The organism is Acinetobacter sp. GG2, from assembly GCF_000292385.1.
Lineage (GTDB): Bacteria > Pseudomonadota > Gammaproteobacteria > Pseudomonadales > Moraxellaceae > Acinetobacter > Acinetobacter seifertii.
The window spans coordinates 122271-142796 of record NZ_ALOW01000030.1; the positions used below are offsets into that span (position 1 = coordinate 122271).

Consider the following 20526-nt stretch of genomic DNA (forward strand, 5'->3'; position numbering starts at 1 on the left):
GCAGATTATACGATAGTCGCTGCATTATGACATGAATCGTCGAGTTTGACGCAGCAGAAAGTTTTTCAAGTCATCCAGATAAGTGAAAATGACGGGTACTACTACAAGAGTCAATAGGGTAGAGGTGATTACTCCACCAATAACAGCATGAGCCATTGGTGCACTTTGCTCTCCACCTTCACCCAAGCCTAGAGCTAATGGAACCATACCCATGACCATAGCACTTGTAGTCATTAAGATTGGGCGTAAACGGGTTTTACCCGCTTGTAAAATAGCATCATAACGACTTTCACCATGTTCCATGGACTTTTTAATAAAGTCGATAAGTAAAATCGCGTTTTTGGTTACCAGCCCCATGAGCATAATGATGCCAATAATCGAAAATAGATTTAGGGTACTTCTAAACAAGAAGAGGGCAAGAAATACCCCAATCAATGACAGCGGTAAAGATGCCATAATCGCAGCTGGGTGAATAAAACTATTAAACTGAGAACCCAAAACAATATAAATAAATACAATGGAAAGCGTAATAGCAGTTAATGCATAACCTGCAGACTCGGCCATGTCGGCATTAGCCCCTTGGGTATTGAAGGTATAACCAGCAGGCAACTTAAATGCTTTTTGCATTTTATCAATATCTTTCCCGATATCTCCACTTGGGCGTCCAGATGTATTAGCTTGAATGAGTACTTCACGTTCAAGATCGCGTCGATTAATTTGTGACGCCCCGAGTTTTTCCTCAGTTGTTGCTACCGCACTCAATGGAACTAATATTGGTTGTCCATTTGCACCAGTTTTGTTTGAGTTGAGATATAGATTTTGAACGTCCTGAGGAAGCATGCGTTTGTCTTCATTTAACCGAATATTAACGTCATAGGTTTCGCCGTCACGATCTTCCCACGTTGTGACATTATCGCCTGCAATTAATGGACGGATTGCATTGGCAACTTGGGAAACAGACAAGCCTAAGTCACTTGCCAGTACACGATTAATATGAACACCTAAAGTTGGTTTTGGCTCTTTTAAAGAGCTTTCTAAATCGACTACACCTTTAATTTTGCCCATTTCAGTCATAAACCGATTTGAAATTTTTTGAAGTTCATTCAGATCAGTCCCTTTAATCGAAATCATGATTGGCTTTTGACCACCAGAAACTGAATCTTGAGCAGCAGCAACGGAAGTAACATGAATGCCCGCTACGGTTTGCAAACGATCACGGAACTCATTGTTGAGCGTTGCTAAGTCTGAACTACGTTCTTGTTTTGGTTTTAAAGTCACTCCTAAACCCGCATGGTTTTTCCCAGAGTTTATTGTGCTATTTACAACCCCGTAGGTAGAAACAACATCAGGGAATTGCCTAATAATTTGATCGACTTGATGTAGTTTGGCTTGGGTATATTCCAAAGAGGAATCGACAGGAGTCTCGAACTGAATACGAATTTCGCCTTTATCTGGGACTGGTACAAATTCGGTTCCAATAAGCTTTGATAAACCTAAGGCAGCGAATAGTGAAGCAATCGCAATAATGACTGTAATAAAACGAAAGCGCAGAGCAAGCTTCAACAACTTTTCATAAATATGGGTAAGGCCATCTAATAATTTAGAAATACGATTAAAGAAACGTTGTAGTCGACTTTCTTTTTTCTTTACTGGGTCTTTCCAATGTGCTGAAAGCATTGGGTCGAGTGTAAAACTGATAAACATGGAAATAAGAACAGCTGTACTTACAGTTACCCCAAACTGGTAGAAGAAACGGCCAATTAATCCCCCCATGAAAGCAACAGGTAAAAATACTGCCACAATGGTAAGTGTGGTTGCGAGTACGGCTAAACCAATTTCTTTGGTGCCATCTAAAGCCGCGGTGACATGGTCTTTGCCAAGCTCAGTATGTCTAACTATGTTTTCTCGAACTACAATCGCGTCATCAATTAACAGACCAATACTCAGTGACAGGGCTAACAGCGTCATCATGTTAATACTGAAACCAAAAGCCCAAATGAAGGTTAATGTTCCCAGTAGGGTAATCGGTAAAGTTAAACCTGTAATGACGGTAGAACGGAAAGAACCCAAAAAGAGTAAAACAATTAAAACTGCTAAGCCTGCCCCTTCAAGAATGGTACGAACTACATCTTTAATTGAAGCGCGAATACCTTTGGAGCTGTCTGCCACGACTTTATAATTTAAACCCGCAGGCATTTGAGCTTTTAGCTTCTCTAAAGTTTGGTAAGTTTTATCGACGACTTGAATTACATTAGCATCAGAACTTTTTAAAATGTCGATAGAGACAGCCGTTCTTCCATTATAAAAAGCACTGGATTGCAGTTCAGCTTGAGTATCTTCAACAGTTGCTACTTGTTTTAGAAAAATAGGGGAACCATTTTTATTGGCAATAACCAAATCACCAAAACCAAAAGGATGAATAACTTTTGATTGAATCTGTACCACGAGTTCAGAATTCTTTTGCTGTAAAGTTCCTGCAGGAACTTCTATGTTTTCATTTTTTAGCGTGTTAATAACCTGATCAATGCCAATCCCGTAGCTTTGCAATTGTTCAGGGTGGATTTTTATACGAATTTGACGTTTAGCATCGCCAAGTAGATTGACATTACCTACACCAGAAACGGTTTTAAGCTGAGGCACAATTTTTTTATCTACATACGAACTTAATTGAGCCAAACTCATCGTATTCGATTCAAATACCACCGACATAATTGGGCTAGATGAAGGATCGTAGCGTTGCACAATTGGCGTATCAATTTCATCACGAAATTGAGCGATAACAGGAGCAATTTTGTCGCGCACATCTTGTGCTGCAATTGCAGAAGAGGTATCAAGATTAAACTCGGCAATCACCATCGAAGACCCTTCACTTGAACGTGAAGTAATTTGTTTAATGCCTGAAATCGTGTTGATTTGGTCTTCGAGTTTTTTGGTAATATCTGACTCAACCGCTTCAGGTGAGGCACCAGCATATTGAGTGGTAACGACTACAAATGGAAAATCTACATTAGGAAACTCTTCAACCGTCATGCGTTTCCAAGAGGCTAACCCGAGTACCATTAAGCACAGCATCATCATAATGGTAAAAACGGGGTACTTCACACTGATTCGGGTAAACCACATAAGCTATTTGCTACCTTATTTATTTTTTTCGGCTGTAAGCGTTACTTTTTTATTAATGTCTGAGTCTTCAAACTGGATACGACTTACCTGATCTGTACTTTGTAAACCTTGTATCAACGCGATGTTTTCATTGTAACGTTGCTCAACTACGCGAATCTTGACCTTTTGAATAGTCTGACTGCGTATTACCCATACGAAAGGATCTTGTTGCAGGTTTTGAATACTATCTAAAGGAATGGTTTGTCCTTGATTGCGATCATTTTGCAAAATAATGCCATTAATAAATGCGCCGATACTGAGTGAATCAATTGCTTCTTTAGGGCTCGCAAAGAATTCAATTTGTCGACTATCTTGGTCCGCTACAGGTGAGACCCGAGTCAGTATGGCATGTAATTGTTTTGAATTACCCTGAATCTGATATTGAATAGAGCTACCGACTTTTAGTGCAGATTGTTGCTCAATAGACAACTTTGCTTGTATTTCTAATTGATCAGGATTAACGATTTCAAAGAGTGTTTGCCCAACCGATACAGTTTGTCCTGGTTCAACTTGTCTTTTAGTAATCACGCCTGAAATAGGGCTGGTAATAATGCCATCTCGGTTAGCTTTTTTAGCAATATCGACATTGGCTTGTTGAGCTCGAACACTTTCAAGTTGACCCTTATAATCCACCTGACTCTGTTCAAACTCTACACGGGCAATAAAGCCTTGATTGAGTAATCTTTGTTTTCGGTTCATCAAATTACGTGAAAGCTCTGCTTGTGCCTGAGCAGAAGCAAGATTAGCTTCTGCTTGAGCTAAACGCGCAGCATTATCTTGATTATTTAATCTGACTAATACTTGGCCTTTTTGTACTTTTTGACCTACATTTGCATTAACGGATGTTGCTGTCGCACTGACTTGAGCTTGAATAGAACTTTGTTGTACTGCACGAATAGTTCCTGTAAAAGACGTCTGAGTAGCTACAGAGCCTTCTTTTACAGTAATTAAATCTTGAGGAATAAGTTCAATTTTTTTAGGTTCAGATGCTGTTGTTTTTGGTGCTTCTTGCTGATGACATGCAGCTAAAATCAAACTCAGGCTAATTAAGCTTAATTTAAAAAAAGTAGAAGGGGTAAGATGCGTTGTGCGCATACAGCATCATCCTGTAGTTCAAATTTTATTTTGCCCCTATTCTTGATAAAGCTGTGCGCTTATTCAAGCTTTTTTAAACGTTCGATAATATTTTCATACTCATTGTTGGTGTGATTATAATTTTTTGAAAGTAATTCAAGTGTTTGTTTAACCTTGAGAATATTGGTTAGATTGTTTTCAATCAATGCTTTAAGCCTCTCAGGAACTTTTTCACCTTTACGAAAATATTCCATTTCCTGACGTTTAAATAAAATTTTATCTTGTTGCAAGTGGTTGAGTTGTTCTTGCTGATAATTCATTTGTTTTTTAATTGCTAATAGAGCTTGGTCCCTTTTAATCACAGCAGTTTTACTATTGCTATATGCCTTTTTTAATTTGTTATCTTCTTCTCTGTATCGGGCTGATAATGCGCGTTGTGACGATTGATTTAGATCAGTCTCTGAATTATAGGGATGACTTCTTTTTATCACCTGCATATTTTGGTCGAGTGCTTCATAACCATGACGGATATGTGCAGGCGTTACGGATGTACTGATATTAGCAATCCCATGTTGGTCATAATAGCGATACCAAACAGCTTTAGGGGCATCATTTGCGGCAAACGTTGGGGAAGAGAAAAACAGTGCTCCACAAGAAGCAATGCCTATAAATACAGACAAGCAGTTCCTATAAAAGGCATATTTCACCCGCTTATTCATAAAATTCCCCAAAAAAAGAAAGCTAAGCCACTTATTTTTAAATAGTTAATCTTAAATATATTAGTTATTATTTAACTGAATAAAAATATTAATATTATAAAAAAAATGATAATTTTTTCGAAAGTGTGATGAGGTTAAAAGTTATTGTTTATAAATGAGAAAGTAGACAAAAACCTTTCATTGAAAATAGAAGTATAGATATGTTAAAAATGCGTATAAATCTGTAAAAACAAATTTAAGTTAAATTGCATTTATATTTTATGTTATGGGGATGGAAGATTAAATGGAAGATGCGTTCCAAAATCTGAAAGTAATGGTTATTGATGACTCAAAAACTATTCGCCGTACAGCAGAAACATTATTGCAACGAGAAGGTTGTGAAGTGATTACTGCTGTCGATGGATTTGAAGCTTTATCTAAAATTGCTGAAGCGAATCCAGATATCGTTTTTGTAGATATCATGATGCCTCGTTTAGACGGTTATCAAACTTGTGCTCTGATTAAGAACTCTCAAAATTATCAGAACATTCCCGTTATCATGCTCTCAAGTAAAGATGGTCTATTTGATCAGGCAAAAGGGCGTGTGGTAGGTTCAGATGAATACTTGACGAAACCTTTTAGCAAAGATGAATTGCTAAATGCGATTCGTAATCATGTAAGTTCATAATTAAGTAATTTAAGGGCAAAGAAATGGCACGTATTCTTATTGTTGATGACTCACCAACAGAAACTTATCGTTTTAGAGAGATCTTAACCAAACATGGTTATGATGTACTTGAAGCATCTAATGGTGCGGATGGTGTAACTTTGGCAAAAGCAGAACAGCCTGATTTAGTGTTAATGGATGTTGTAATGCCTGGTGTAAATGGCTTTCAAGCAACACGTCAGATTACTCGTGATGAAGACACTAAGCATATTCCTGTGGTTATTGTGAGTACTAAAGATCAGGCAACTGACCGAGTATGGGGCAAACGTCAAGGCGCGCTTGATTACTTAATTAAGCCGATTGAAGAAAAGCAATTGATTGATGTAATTAAACAATTTCTAAATTAACTCATCCATCCATAAAAACATAAACGGCGGGTCTAAGCCCGTCTTATAGGATCGAGTATGGCCGCGAACGGATTTATCGAGTTACTTCGTTTATCTAAACGAGGTAATAAGAATTACGCTTCAGTCCAAAATGAAGCAGAGCGATGGTCAGGAATTGCTTTTGAAATGAGAGGGCAATACTTCGTCGCACCACTTGGGGAAGTGTCAGAAGTTATCTATCCACCAAAATATACACCTGTTCCAAATACCCAAAGTTGGGTAAAAGGATTGGCAAACATTCGGGGAAGGTTACTTTCGGTTTCAGACTTGGCACATTTTATTTCAGGGCAACGAAGTGCATTTTCGGCTGCCCAAAAAGTGTTATGTATTAGCCATCAAGATCAGTATGTGGGACTGGTTGTTGATCAGGTTTTGGGGATCCAACACTTTAATAAAAAAAGCTTTTTTTCTCAAAGTTTAAACTTGGAGGAAAATTTAAAAGAATATTGCCAAGGTTATTTTCACCAGCATAATCAGCACTGGCACGTCTTTTTATTTAGTCGACTATTGCAAAACCCACATTACATGAATGCATCGACAAAATTTATAAACTAATTTTTATGCTGTTAATAAACAGTATATTTTTCTGGGGAGAAGCTGTATGGGCTTTAAACTTAAAAAGAAAAGTGGCAATCGTAGTGTAAACGAAAAATCGAATGTCAACTTTGTTGCGAAAATCCAGTCACAAATTGAGCAATATGCCAGTTTATTTGGGGAAAGTAAAAAGTCCAAGCCTATCCTTTATGTAGCATCTGTATGTTTAGTAGTAGCTTCAACTTCGCTTGCTTATTTATTCTATAGTGTACCTCGCCATAACGAATTAACACGTAGTATGGGTGAGCTGCGCTTATTATCACAAACCATTTCTAGACAGGCTACGGAAGCAACAGCTTCTGGATCACCTGAAGCGATGAAAGAGTTGGTTGCATCGCGTCAACTTTTTGCCAAAAATATAAAAAATGTCGAAGACATTTATGGTACATCTTCAAAAGAATACAAAAAAGTAGCTGGCTTGTGGAAATCTTTGGCTTATGACATTGATTTGATCTCGTCACAACAGGACGTAATTAACCAGTTATATAATATGAATATCTCGATTAGTGACTCTATTCCTGAGATTCAAGCTGAATATAACTTGATGGTTGATAAGATGGTTCGTGAAAAAGTATCAAGTAATCAGGTCGTGGTTGCTAAAAACCAGGTATTTATTGCGGAACGTATTCTACGATCTATTAACTCCGTTTTCGTTGGTACAGAGAACTCTGAGAACTCAGCGCATGACTTTAGTGTCGATATCGAGACTTTTGGTGTGTACTTAGATGCGCAGCTAAACGGAAATGCTGAATTAGGCGTAGCTAAAGTTGATTCTCCTGAAGTGCGTGAATCTTTGGAAGGCATTAAAACTGAGTACGATAAAGTTTTAAAATCTGCCGCGACATCAGTTCTTAAACATACCAACCAGATCGTAAACGTTCGTCAATCATCTAGTGAGATCTTCTCTCAATCTGATGCAATGTTAAACGCATTAGGTGATCTTTCAGATCAAACACAATACGGTTGGCAGGCTTTTGCATTAGTTGCATTGCTTACATTATCGCTTCTTGGCTTAATTGGTTCTGTCTTAAAACTTTTATCACTTCGTAGTAAAGCAGATAAGCAGCGTGTAGCGACATTACAAGAAGAATATGATCGTAACCAGAATGCGATTTTACGTTTACTCGATGAAATTGCCGATCTTGCAGATGGTGACTTGCGTTCATATGCAACGGTATCTGAAGACTTTACTGGTGCGATTGCCGATTCGATTAACTTTGCGATTGACCAATTACGTGACCTCGTATCTCGAATTCACGAAACTTCTCAAGAAGTTGCTCGTTATACACAAGATACTCAGAGCATTACTAACCAGTTAGCAGAAGCATCTGAGCACCAAGCACAAGAAATTGCGGGTGCATCAACTGCAATGAACGAAATGGCATTGTCTATTGACCAAGTATCTGCCAACGCTTCTGAATCTGCCAATGTAGCACAACGTTCGGTATCTATTGCATCTAATGGTGCACAAGTCGTAAACCGTTCTATTGAGGGTATGGATACCATTCGTGAACAGATTCAGGAAACTTCAAAACGTATTAAACGTTTGGGTGAGTCTTCACAAGAAATTGGTAACATCGTATCGCTTATTAACGATATTGCAGACCAAACAAACATTCTTGCATTAAATGCAGCAATTCAAGCATCTATGGCTGGTGAAGCAGGTCGTGGTTTCGCCGTGGTTGCCGATGAAGTCCAACGTCTTGCAGAACGTTCTGCTTCAGCAACTAAACAGATTGAAACGCTTGTTAAAACGATTCAAACGGATACCAACGAAGCCGTAATCTCGATGGAACAAACGACAACTGAGGTTGTTCGTGGTGCTAACTTGGCGAAAGATGCGGGTATTGCACTTGATGAAATTCAAAAAGTATCGGGTGACTTGGCAAACTTAATTGCGAGCATTTCTGATGCTGCAAAACTTCAGTCAGCATCTGCGAGTCATATTGCCGCAACCATGACAGTCGTACAAGAAATTACTTCACAAACAACAACAGCAACCTTCGATACTGCTCGTTCTGTATCTGAATTGGCGAACATGTCGGAGTCATTACGTGAGTCAGTAACGGACTTTAAATTACCTGACTAAATTGGGGGATGAGAATAGCTATTCTTATAATAGCTATTCTTTTAAAAGTATGAGCAGCGCCAGACAAATATTGGGGAAATAGCTATTTTTCTGGTGTTGACTCTGTAGTTTTCCCCACTCAGGGGGTAAGCAAAAGAAGCCTTTGCTATGAAAGAAATATTAAAAACTTTAACTGAAGCAATGACTCTACCTGAAGATAGCTATTCTGAACAAGATGCTGAGTTTCTTGAGATTTTTGTCGAAGAAATTGATGAAATTTTTGTTGATTTGCAGCCATTGTTGAATGAATGGATGCAGTCTGCAAATACTGCTACGCTCACTGAAATTCGCCGCCATTTTCATACCTTAAAAGGTTCGGGGAGAATGATTGGTGCTAAATCTTCGGCCGAGCTTGCTTGGACAGTTGAAGATACGCTCAATCGAGTAATCAATCAAAGCCTTAAGCTGACTCCAGCTATTCAAGGCTATGTTCAGTTAGTGTTTAAGTTCTATTTCCTTAAATTAGTAGATAACTTTAAGCAAAAACGAGCACATGCAGTAGATTTTAGACCGCTTATTTTATTAGGCCAACAACTACAACAACAGCAAAGTTTAGAACCTGCTTTAGAAGAGCTTTTACAACTTTCAAATACGCTTACTGCCGAAACAATCACTGGGCTTGAGCTAGACTATATTGAGCAAGATTTATTGGCTGAGCCAATTGTTGAAGATGTACATACTGAAATTGAAATAAATCTAAATGAAACTTTAGCCTTGTTTATGGAAGAGGCGGAAGAGCATTTATCGACAATTAACCAGTTCTTAAATCAAGAACTACATCAGTATGATAGCTACAATGCTTTAATACGTGCTCTACATACTTTGCGTGGCAGTTCTGCAATGGCGCAGGTCGAAACAATTTTTGAAGCCAGTACTAAAGTTGAGCACTTATTTAAAATCTTATTGCAAGAGGAGCTTTCTTCTAATTCAGATGAGATTTTATTATTACAAGAATATCGTGAGTTTATTGGCGAGAGCTTAGAACTGCTATCTAGCAATAGTTCAAGTGAACAGCTTGAAGCGAGATTGGCGCAGTTTAATCAATCATGGGATGCCTACGTGGAGCAACATGGTGATCGAACTGATCCATTAATGCCTTCACATGGTTTGGTGTCGCAATTATTGCTGCTAGATGTTTCTGAGTTACTAGATGCAGAATTAGATTTTGAGAAAGGAATTCGTAACGAGTTTCCTGGTTATCTTGAACGTCTAAGTGAACAGGCTGATCTGTTGCTACAGCATACTCACTCTCAAGCAATGCTTGGTTTGCATGAATATACGAGCCAATTGAAAGACAGCTATAATGTATTGCTTGATAAACCTGTCTTGTTGCAATCAGACTATATTTTTGAAATTTATCAGAAAGCGCATCAACAACTTATTCAATTGTTCGATGCTTTAGCTGCTGGTCAGCGAGTCGGTATTGTTAAGCAACATCAAAGTATTCTAGAAGAATTAAAACTTTATACGTTACATACGCCGAGTATTCAAAACGATTTACCTCATCAGAATTTTACTTTTGATGAGCCACTATTCAATACTGAACTAGAACCAGAAGTTATTACGGTAGAGAATTTATCAGATTCCGCCGATTGGACCGTATTAAGCCAGAGTGTACAGCAAGATCGTCAGTATATTTCATCTGTACAGGTAAATCGAAACTTTGATCCTGACCTTTTGGACATTTTCCTTGAAGAAGCTGATGAGCTACTTGAGGGGATTGATACTGATCTCAATATATGGGTAGGTGAGCAAGAAAACTTTGCAGCTCTGAACAACTTAATGCGCTATTTGCATACCTTGAAAGGGGGAGCAAATATGGTTCAGGCGACTTATATCGGTTCGATTACCCATGAATTAGAAAGCATATATGAACGTTTAATTCAAAAGCAGTTAATTGCAACCTCACCTCTAATTGATTTTATTCGTTTGATTCAAGATGACTTGGCTGATCGTCTACAAATCATGCGTGAAAAACAGCTAGATTATGCGGCTCCTTACACAATTAATGCGTTAAAACAAGCGGGTAAAAACTCTAACTTCCAACCTGTGCCTGAGGTTGAAGTATTTGATACTGAAAGTGAGATATTCTCTGAACAAGAGGTGGTGTCTCAAGTATTAATAAATGAGGTACCAGCGGAAACAGAAGTTGTTGTTGACGAATTAGAAGCTCATCACGATCAAGTATTTTATACCGTTGTTACTGAATTGGCTACGCCAGTTGAAGTAATAACATCAGTTGAATCCTCGCAAGAGAATGAAGCTGTAGTTGACGAAGAAGATATTACCGTTGTTGTTGAGCAGACATTCCTAGAAGAAGCTGCTGAATTGTTAGAAATGGCTGATGTGCTATTGAAACAATGGTTTGATCAGCGTACGAACCGTAGTATCTTGCTTCAGTTACAAAGAGCCGTGCACAGTTTGAAGGGTGGTGCACGCATGGTCGGTTTAGAGGCCGTGTATGCAATTGCTTATCAACTGGAAAATACTTTTGAACAGTTTGCACTGCATCACTTCAACTCGAATATTTATGACCATCTGCTCGAAAGTGCAATTGCATGGCTAAAAGATGCAATTTTCAAGCACAACTACCAGCATTTCGATGGACTACAACAAAGTTTAGAAAATATTCAATTCTTTGAAACCAATATCCAAATTCCAGCGAAGTTAACAAAAGCTGATTTGTTTAGCTCAGAACCTGTGATGACCTTTATACAAGGTGATGGTACCGAACCACCACCAATGATGGGGGTATGGGAGCAAACAGAACGTCTGGATCAAAATAATGAAATGATCCGAGTTTCAGCAGACTTAATCGAGAAGATGATTGATTTGTCAGGTGAAAATTCGATTAACCGCTCGCGAATTGAAATGGATTTAAGTCAGTTTGGTCATACATTGGTTGAAATGGAATTGGCTATTCAACGACTTGCCGATCAGTTACGTCGAATGGAAGGCGAGTTAGAAACACAAATTATTGCCAAACACGGTATTGAGCATTCTCGTTATACCGACTTTGACCCTTTAGAGATGGACCAATATTCATCTTTAAATCAGTTGTCGAAATCTCTTGCTGAATCTGCATCGGACTTAGTCGACTTTAAAAATACGTTGTCTCATAAGATCAGAGATACAGAAAGTCTGCTTTTACAACAGTCACGAATTCAGGCAGAAATTCAAGAAGGTTTGATGCGAACACGACTAGTTCCATTTTCACGGTTACTACCACGTTTACAGCGAATTGTTCGTCAGACCTCTACTGCGTTGAAAAGACCTGCTGAGCTTTTTGTAAATAATACTGAAGGTGAACTAGACCGTAATATTTTAGAGCGTTTAGTAACACCGCTTGAGCATATGCTCAGAAACGCAATTGACCATGGCTTAGAAGACAGAACACAACGTCAGCTAGCTAATAAACCTGAAGCTGGGCGTATTGAACTTAATATTCAACGTCAAGGTACAGATGTGGTTGTTGTCTTTAGCGATGATGGACAAGGTATTGATGTAGAAAAAGTGCGTCAAAAAGCACTGCTTGCGGGTCTGATCAAACCGGAACAGCACTTGGAACACCAAGATATTTTACAACTGATTTTCCATCCGGGTTTAAGTACCGCAGATCAGATTACTCAAATCTCTGGGCGTGGTGTTGGACTCGATGTTGTACAAAGCGACATTAAGGCTCTAGGTGGACATGTTAGCGTAGACTCTGTTTATGGTAAGGGAACAACATTTACTATTCGTGTACCAACTACAGTAGCTGTAAGTGATGCCTTAATGGTGAAAGTGGCAGATCAGCAATTTGCGATTCCACTTGCTCAAATCGACCGAATTGTTCGAGTTTCACCAGCTTCTTTAGAACAGTATTTTGAAAGCCCTAAAGAACTATTCGAATATGAAAATAAACGTTATCCATTACGTTATCTTTCAGAATTTGTGGGTAATCAACCAATACCACGTCTAAATGGCATGATGTATTCATTACCTGTCTTAATGATTAAAGCCAACAATGGTCAAACTGTGGCTTTACTTGTTGACCAGTTAATTGGTTCTCGAGCACAAATTGTAGTGAAACCAATTGGCCAACAGTTCGCTAGCATTGGGGCAATTGCAGGTGCGACTATTTTAGGTGATGGACAAGTTTGCTTAATTTTAGACGGACAAAATATTGCGCGACAAATTCAGTCTACTCCGCGTCACAAACAGCTTAGTGAAGCAGTATATAGACAACGAGAATCTGACGAGCGCCGTCTCGTTATGATTGTCGATGACTCGGTAACTGTACGTAAGGTAACGTCTCGATTACTTGAACGCCAAGGCTACGATGTTGTTACGGCTAAAGATGGTGTGGATGCCATAGAGCAGCTAGAAAATATTAAGCCAGATCTAATGCTACTTGATATTGAAATGCCACGTATGGATGGTTTCGAAGTACTGAATCTTGTACGACATCATGATATGCATCAATACATGCCAATTATTATGATTACATCCAGAACAGGTGAAAAACATCGAGAACGAGCATTCTCGTTAGGTGTAAGTCAATATATGGGTAAACCTTTCCAAGAGGAAGAGTTACTAGAGAATATCGATGCTTTACTTGTAGCATTTGAAAGCGAGGTCAAATCATGAAAGGTAGTGTAAATACATCTTTGATCGGTAATATGGACCAGCAAGAGCTACAGCATCTTATTACGGTTTCAACTGGTTTTATTGATGCCTATATCATTGAATGTAATGATCAGGTACCTATGCTGTTGCCACAAAATATTGTCTTATCGGCTATGGACGTAAGAAATGGCGTAAAACACATTGAGTGGCATGATGTAAAGCTACCTATCTACTCGGTTCATAACACAACCGATCAATATGCTGTAGCCTTGGTAATTGAAGGGGAAGATATCAGCCAACGGTTTGCATTAATGTGTAAAACTATGCCGCTTTCTGTTCGTTTACGTATTTCTGAAATTGTCGATGAAATAGATGAACACCAAGAAGCTGAACAGCATCCAACAGTATTTAAATATGTACGAATGCAAGATCGACGCTACCATATACCGAACCTAGAATATATTGAAAAAACTTTAGGTTTATAAAGTAAAAAGGAACTCAAATGAGTTCCTTTTTTTATGATGACTCAATTATTTTGTAAGTTCATAAAATACAGCTAAAGATTTTAAACTTTAACTAACTTTGCTAGTAAGTGATGAATGTAAAAAATAAGCTAAATCAATTGCATGATATATTATATTTAAATACAATATATTTTTTAATATAAAATGATAAATATATTGACTATGGATATTGCTGCAATTAAAAACTTCATACAAAAAAATAAAGTACGACATCTATCAAATAAGGTTCTACATACTCATCCTTCACCTAAAATGTGGAAAACAGATTTAAATGAAGAAGAAAATAATCACTTACTACTGCATACAGATGCTCAATATAAGTCCATAAACTTATACTTAGGTATTCCATATTGTATTCCTACTGATCCTCCCCATTGTGGATTTTGTCTTTTCCCTACACAAGATTATAAAGGTAAGAGGGAGATGGACTATTATCTGGATTTTTTAAGCAAGGAAGCGCATTTATATAAAGAGTTTTATCAGGGAGCTAAGCTTGAAAGTTTATATGTAGGAGGAGGTACACCTAATTTGCTTCAGCCTAATGATTATATGAAGCTGACTAATGTTGTATCTTCTCTTTTTCCAGATGTTGGAATAACTAAACCTATAGAAATGACATTAGAAGGTATTCCTCAACTTTTCAATGAAGATAAAATAAGAGCAATTAAGGATGCTGGTTTTAATCGTGTCAGTATGGGAGTGCAACAGGTTAATGATGAACTAATTACTACAAGTGGCCGTAAACAAACAAGAAAACAGGTTTTTGATGCAATTGAGCTATTTCATAAATATTCTCTATCTTGTAACGTCGATTTGATTTATGGCTGGCCAAATCAAACAGTTGAAGCAATGTTAGGAGACTTAGAGAGTATTGTTCAATCAGGAATAAAACATATTACTCATTATGAGCTTAATATCGCTGGCCGTTCTGACTTTGCGACAAAACAAAAGCAAAATACGCCATCTATTGAGAAGAAAATTGAAATGTATAACATTGCTAAACAGTTCTTAATAAGCAGAGGCTATAAACAAAAGACTGTATATGATTGGGAAAAAGAAGATAATAATCAGCTAATTTCAGAGAAATACTTTTATGAAGATAATCTCAGAGATTGTTTAGATGCAAACGGCCAAAGCAAAATGACCACAATGAGTGGAATAGGTTATGCAGCCGTTAATATGAGATTGCAACCAAACTCATCAAGCATTAAGTCTGTCTCAGCAATGAACCATCGAAATCTAACCGAATACTACAATACAATATCTTTGAATAAACTTCCTATTGAACGTATGTTTATTCATGATACTGAAGACGTAAAGTTAATTTGGATATTTCAAGCATTGCAAGAAATGAAAATTAGCACTAAAAAGTACGAGAAAATTTTTAACAGTGATATTAAACTTGATTATAAGCTTATTTGGGATGCATTAGTTGAAGAAGGCTGGGTAGAGTACGGTGATGAATATATTAAACTGATTAATGAGGGAGAGTTTTATACTCCGCTTATTCAGTCATTATTAAGTCAACCGAGAATAAAATCATTGCAACAGTAGAAAAATAAATGTCAATTCATAAAGAGCTGCATATTTTAAAAACGGATGATGATTGTGAATTTGCCTTATGGGAAGTTTATAAAAAAGATAATCCTATGGTGAAGAAGCAAGCCATTTTTTTATCTCATGGGGCATTTTCAGATAAAACTGTTTGCATGGGTATTGCAGATTATTTGGCAAGAGAAGGCTATATCTGTTTTATTTTAGAATGGCGAGGGCATGGCACTAGTCCCAAAACAGATCTTCCCTTTAATTTTGAAACTGTTGCATTATATGAATACAAGGCAGCATTTCACTATATTCATGATCATTTTAATATAACTTCTTTACACTGCGTAACGCATAGTGGTGGAGGTTTATGCTTAACAATGTTCTTGATTAACTATCCAGAATATTTGAAAAATATTAAAAGTATTACTTTGGTTGCTTGCCAAGCATTTGGTGCTATAAATAACTCATTTGATTTTATTAGGTTATTTTCTGCAAAACTAGTAACTAAAGGTCTAGGTCAGATTCCTGCTAATAAATTTAAGCTAGGTCGTTTAAATGAAACCTATTATACGATGCGGCCTTGGTTTAATTGGAATTTAAAGCAAAATTTTATTAGTGAATTTAAAAATATTGATTATAAAGAATTTATGAGTTCTATTAGAGTTCCAATATACTCTATCTCTGGGAGTGGTGATAAATTTATTGCCCCTGTTAAAGGTTGTTATAAATATTTAAAAGCCTTTGAAAATGAAAACAATGTATTCTGTGAATTTGGCTATGCTAATAATAACTTGGAAAATTATTCTCATAGTCGAATCGCACTGAGTCAAAATGCGGCTAAGGAGGTTTGGCCAACTATATTGCAGTGGATAGATAAGCATTCAGAAGAGGTCCTACAACAATTCTAAAATCATCTATCTAATTTAACGAATGAAAATCTTATTTCATGTTCTTAAAAACAGAATAATGAAAACTGCAAATAATAAAAAGCACCCTAATATAGGTGCTTTTTTATATTGATCACTTTTTTAATATTTTAAGCTAGTAAATTTTCTAAAATTTGCTCATAAATATCTGTCAAAGGATCAAGATCGTGTACATCTACATGTTCATTAATTTGATGAATAGTAGCGTTAAGTACACCCAGTTCTAAAACTTGTGCGCCTGTTGGAGCAATGAAACGCCCATCAGATGTACCACCACTAGTAGATAGCTCAGTCTCAGTACCAGTTACATTTAAAATAGCAGTTTGAGCAGCGTTAACTAATTCACCTACTGGTGTCAAAAATGGCAGGCCAGATAAATTCCAGTCAATCTCATATTGCAAACCATGCTTATCTAAAATTTCATGCACACGTTGCTTAAGCTGTTCAGCTGTAACTTCTGTTGAGTAACGGAAATTGAAAGTCACTTCTAAAGTACCCGGAATAACGTTAGTTGCACCAGTGCCTGAGTGAATATTTGAAATTTGGAATGAAGTTGCAGGAAAGTATTCATTTCCATTGTCCCAAACAGTTTGGCATAACTCTGCTAAGGGCGCTGAAGCTTGATGAATTGGGTTACGTGCTAGGTGAGGATACGCCACATGACCTTGTTTACCATGAACATGCAATACGCCATTTAAGGAACCTCGGCGACCATTCTTAACAATATCACCTAATTTACTTGTGCTTGATGGCTCACCGACCAAACACCATGTAATTTTTTCATTACGCTCTTCAAGTGTTTCAATAACTTTAACTGTACCGTTAACAGCAGGGCCTTCTTCATCTGAAGTAATTAAAAAAGCAATTGAACCTTTATGATTTGGATGCTTTGCTACAAAGCGTTCAGATGCGACCACCATTGCTGCTAACGCAGTTTTCATATCAGCTGAACCACGACCATATAATTTGCCGTCACGAATTTCTGGTGCAAATGGGTCTGAATTCCATGCTTCTAAACGACCTGTTGGAACAACATCGGTATGTCCAGCAAAACAAAACACAGGACCTTCAGTTCCACGACGAGCCCATAAATTATCAACATCCCCAAAACGCATTGGTTCAATATGAAAGCCAGCTTTCGCTAGGCGATCAGCCATAATGGTTTGGCAAGTATGGTCAATAGGAGTAACAGAAGGCTGTTGTAAAAGTTCTAAGCTAAGCGAGAGAGTGTCTGAGTGGTTCATACCGGAAATTGCATGCTGAGTAGGGGAAATATAGTCCGATATAATAGGCGAATCTCTGAAGGTTGGGTATTTAAAAATAAAAAAACCTTATCGAAGCGATAAGGTTTTTCGAAGCTGTGCATAACTTACATTTTATCTTGTGTTTTTTCAGCAGTATTTGTTACGGCATCACCAGCTTTAGAGACATCTTTACCAAAACCCTTGAACGTATTACAGCCAGTTAATACAAATGCAATCATTACAGACGCGACTAAAACTTTTTTCATCATTTTCTCCGTTTAAATTTAATAATGAAGTAAATTTAGATTAAAAAACAAACGTAAAAAGAAACATGACTATTTAATAGTAAAAACGTTATAAATTGTTTCTAGAAGTCTATACCTACTTGTAAAGTGGCATTTTTTCGTTGCCAACATGGCCTAGGCTTAATAGTGAAGGATGTCTGAACATATAAAACTGGGTGTCTTCGTTATTTTTGCAATATAAGCCATCAGTCCACCAATAAGCCGTATTTGAGCTTACCTGTTTATTAGGGCAAAGCCATTCATGCCTTTCTAGACGATAAAATTTAGAGTCAGGAATATTTGTGCCCCAATATCCGAGACGACGGTTTGAATTGATCCAGTCCGGAATAGGTTGCTCTTGAGCTAAATTTAGGGGTAGATAAAGCTGACCTTTAAGAACAGCAAAACGTTGTTGAATGTTAAAATCTAAAGCTTCTGAAAATTGAAATTGCTTATCAGTGAAGTGATAAAGCTTTGTACTCAAAGTATCTTCTCTATTTAGGCCAATCCATTGTTCCAAATTTAATTGTCCTTCGCCCAAATAATATTTTAGAGCAACTTCCCAATGCTCAATTTGTTGAGTTTCTTTATTTAAAACCAAAAAATCGAGTTCACCTAACGTCTTAGCCCCCTCAATTTTTTGAATACTATGGCCTAATAATTGATAGGAATGATATTGGTCTTCCTGTAACCAAAACCAAAGTAAGTTCTCAAAACGTAAACCTAAACGCGTGCTTTTAAGGCGAGACATAAACAGGAGTAAAGGTTCAGGAGACTCATTTAGTTGTTGCAAACGTGGTAGATAGTTTTGAAAATGCTGTCTCCAAGTCGGATCAGAATGTAGTTGAAAGCTATGCTGAATAGCGAGACTTTGAGGAAGATGGCAAAGTAAATTAGGGCTAGCAATGGTAAATGCTAATTGTCTTACCATTGGATGATTAAACTGTAACCATGGTTCAAAATAGGATGTTTTAACTGAGGCAATATTCATACGTTTAGTACTCGAAATAATTCATCCCAATTTCATGGTTGATCAACAAAACAATACCAGAAAAACACTTTATACTACGATCAACAATAGCTTAAGGTTTATATATGCGAACATTGTTTTGGCGAACTCTGGTCGTGATTTTTATCACGCTTGGTATTATTGGAGCAATTTTACCGGGCATGCCGACAACAGTGTTTCTTATTCTGGCTGCTTGGGCTGCCTCAAAAGGTTGGCCTCAGATGGATGCATGGTTGTTAAATCACCCGAAATATGGGCCAACTCTACGTGACTGGCGAGCAAATGGCACAGTACCACGTAAGGCAAAATGGATCGCAAGCATTATGATGACCTTAAGCGGTATTTTAATGCTTTTTACCTCTGCGCCATTTTGGGTGAAAGTTTTCACCGATACTACCATGCTCGTTGTTGCAATTTGGCTATGGCTACGCCCTGAGCCAAAATTAAAAGATTGATAATCTTTTAATTTTGGCTCAAGACAAGCAGTGAAACTGCGCGTAGATAAAAGAGGATTAATAATCTTTTACTTGCGATGTAAGACAAGTTTCCCATTAATTTTTATTAAAGCTCAAAATAGAGTTGAGTTCACATAAGAGAAGAAATTCCATGTCCCAATTTAAACTTGAAGATGCAGATATTCTTATCGATTTAGCAAACCAAACTTTAGACCTTCCTAAGCATAATAAGTTTTATGTAGTTTCTACAGGTAAGAATGGAATAGGGGAACAAGAAAATACTGGGAAAACTCCACGTGGATGGCATCGGGTTGCCAAAAAAATTGGTATGCAAGCGCCTAAGAATGCAGTTTTTATTGCACGTAACCCAACTGGTGAAGTTTATAGCAGTGAACTTGCCGCACAATTCCCAGAGCGAGATTGGATACTGTCACGTATTCTTTGGTTAGATGGTTTAGAAGAAGGCTTTAATAAAGGGGAAGGCCACGACACCATGCAACGTTATATTTATATTCATGGGACACCGGACAAAGAACCAATGGGCATTCCAATGTCGCATGGATGTATTCGAATGCGTAATGAAGAAATCATTGAATTGTTTGATTTAGTCCCTGAAGACGCTCTTGTTTACTTGTCTGAACAATCTTTAATCTAAATTATGATTTTAAATATTCGTGTTTTATTCGTCGAATGATCAAAATATTAAAATAAGTGCTTAAATAAAATACAAAAAATTGTTTTTTACTTAATAATGACTTATTTTTAATCATTCATTCGCATTTTTTTGAAAAGTTGTCGAAAAGCGTTTGACACCTGTTAAAGATTCTCTATAATGCACCTCACAAACGATGAAGACGTTAAGGGCGCTTAGCTCAGTTGGTAGAGCGTCTGCCTTACAAGCAGAATGTCGGCGGTTCGATCCCGTCAGCGCCCACCAAGCCTTTACGTTAAGCTCTCAAGTGCAGCGGTAGTTCAGTTGGTTAGAATACCGGCCTGTCACGCCGGGGGTCGCGGGTTCGAGCCCCGTCCGCTGCGCCACTTAAGACTTAACATCGTTTACCCCACAATTGCGATATTGTGAAAGTGCAGCGGTAGTTCAGTTGGTTAGAATACCGGCCTGTCACGCCGGGGGTCGCGGGTTCGAGCCCCGTCCGCTGCGCCA

16 protein-coding genes and 3 tRNA genes are annotated in these 20526 nt (G+C 37.6%); 13 read left to right on the plus strand and 6 right to left on the minus strand.

Annotation, left to right across the window (positions count from 1 at the left end; translation table 11 throughout):
* Positions 1–24 precede the first annotated feature (24 nt).
* The 3 genes from B554_RS0107330 to B554_RS0107340 are packed head-to-tail and all read right to left on the minus strand — an operon-like array spanning position 25 to position 4955.
* Entirely contained in the window at positions 25–3123 is a 3099-nt protein-coding gene (locus B554_RS0107330) for an efflux RND transporter permease subunit (RefSeq protein ID WP_019457549.1), read from the minus strand.
* A 15-nt stretch (positions 3124–3138) separates the two neighbouring features.
* Complete coding sequence (locus B554_RS0107335) at positions 3139–4257, minus strand: efflux RND transporter periplasmic adaptor subunit (protein WP_019457550.1); 1119 nt, start codon at positions 4255–4257, stop codon at positions 3139–3141.
* A 59-nt stretch (positions 4258–4316) separates the two neighbouring features.
* The gene (locus B554_RS0107340) at positions 4317–4955 is read right to left on the minus strand and encodes a hypothetical protein (RefSeq protein WP_019457551.1); all 639 of its coding nucleotides are present in this window, start codon (positions 4953–4955) and stop codon (positions 4317–4319) included.
* 283 nt (positions 4956–5238) lie between these two features.
* On the opposite strand from B554_RS0107340, the gene pilG reads away from it, so the two are divergent.
* From pilG to B554_RS0107380, 8 genes are all read left to right on the plus strand, one after another.
* Positions 5239–5622, plus strand: coding sequence for a twitching motility response regulator PilG (gene pilG, locus B554_RS0107345; protein ID WP_000389061.1), 384 nt, complete (start codon positions 5239–5241; stop codon positions 5620–5622).
* A gap of 23 nt (positions 5623–5645) precedes the next feature.
* Complete coding sequence (locus tag B554_RS0107350; protein WP_004705774.1) at positions 5646–6008, plus strand: response regulator; 363 nt, start codon at positions 5646–5648, stop codon at positions 6006–6008.
* Positions 6009–6065: 57 nt separating this feature from the next.
* A complete protein-coding gene (locus B554_RS0107355; protein WP_004705775.1) occupies positions 6066–6602 on the plus strand; it encodes a chemotaxis protein CheW in 537 nt (178 codons plus the stop codon).
* 46 nt (positions 6603–6648) lie between these two features.
* Positions 6649–8730: a methyl-accepting chemotaxis protein gene (locus B554_RS0107360; RefSeq protein WP_004705776.1), complete on the plus strand. Its 2082-nt coding sequence runs from the start codon at positions 6649–6651 to the stop codon at positions 8728–8730.
* 147 nt (positions 8731–8877) lie between these two features.
* Complete coding sequence (locus tag B554_RS0107365) at positions 8878–13398, plus strand: hybrid sensor histidine kinase/response regulator (RefSeq protein WP_019457552.1); 4521 nt, start codon at positions 8878–8880, stop codon at positions 13396–13398.
* Entirely contained in the window at positions 13395–13862 is a 468-nt protein-coding gene (locus tag B554_RS0107370) for a hypothetical protein (protein ID WP_004705778.1), read from the plus strand. The genes B554_RS0107365 and B554_RS0107370 overlap by 4 nt, the downstream gene beginning before the upstream one ends.
* Positions 13863–14063: 201 nt before the next feature.
* A complete protein-coding gene (locus tag B554_RS0107375) occupies positions 14064–15455 on the plus strand; it encodes a coproporphyrinogen-III oxidase family protein (RefSeq protein WP_019457553.1) in 1392 nt (463 codons plus the stop codon).
* An 8-nt stretch (positions 15456–15463) separates the two neighbouring features.
* Positions 15464–16354, plus strand: a complete 891-nt coding sequence (locus tag B554_RS0107380; RefSeq protein ID WP_019457554.1) for an alpha/beta fold hydrolase — start codon at positions 15464–15466, stop codon at positions 16352–16354.
* 128 nt (positions 16355–16482) lie between these two features.
* On the opposite strand, the gene dapE is transcribed toward B554_RS0107380, so the two are convergent.
* The 3 genes from dapE to B554_RS0107395 form a co-directional block, all read right to left on the minus strand.
* Positions 16483–17616, minus strand: coding sequence for a succinyl-diaminopimelate desuccinylase (gene dapE, locus B554_RS0107385; RefSeq protein WP_019457555.1), 1134 nt, complete (start codon positions 17614–17616; stop codon positions 16483–16485).
* Positions 17617–17741: 125 nt separating this feature from the next.
* Positions 17742–17885, minus strand: coding sequence for an entericidin A/B family lipoprotein (locus B554_RS0107390; RefSeq protein ID WP_081400322.1), 144 nt, complete (start codon positions 17883–17885; stop codon positions 17742–17744).
* 112 nt (positions 17886–17997) lie between these two features.
* Positions 17998–18891, minus strand: a complete 894-nt coding sequence (locus B554_RS0107395; protein WP_019457557.1) for a DUF1853 family protein — start codon at positions 18889–18891, stop codon at positions 17998–18000.
* 104 nt (positions 18892–18995) lie between these two features.
* On the opposite strand from B554_RS0107395, the gene B554_RS0107400 reads away from it, so the two are divergent.
* From B554_RS0107400 to B554_RS0107420, 5 genes are all read left to right on the plus strand, one after another.
* Entirely contained in the window at positions 18996–19364 is a 369-nt protein-coding gene (locus tag B554_RS0107400; RefSeq protein ID WP_019457558.1) for a YbaN family protein, read from the plus strand.
* 151 nt (positions 19365–19515) lie between these two features.
* Positions 19516–20019, plus strand: a complete 504-nt coding sequence (elsL, locus tag B554_RS0107405; RefSeq protein WP_019457559.1) for a cell wall-recycling L,D-carboxypeptidase ElsL — start codon at positions 19516–19518, stop codon at positions 20017–20019.
* A 206-nt stretch (positions 20020–20225) separates the two neighbouring features.
* Positions 20226–20301: transfer RNA gene (locus B554_RS0107410), tRNA-Val, on the plus strand.
* A 24-nt stretch (positions 20302–20325) separates the two neighbouring features.
* Positions 20326–20402 (plus strand) — tRNA-Asp (locus B554_RS0107415).
* Between the two features lie 47 nt (positions 20403–20449).
* A tRNA-Asp gene (locus B554_RS0107420) sits at positions 20450–20526 on the plus strand.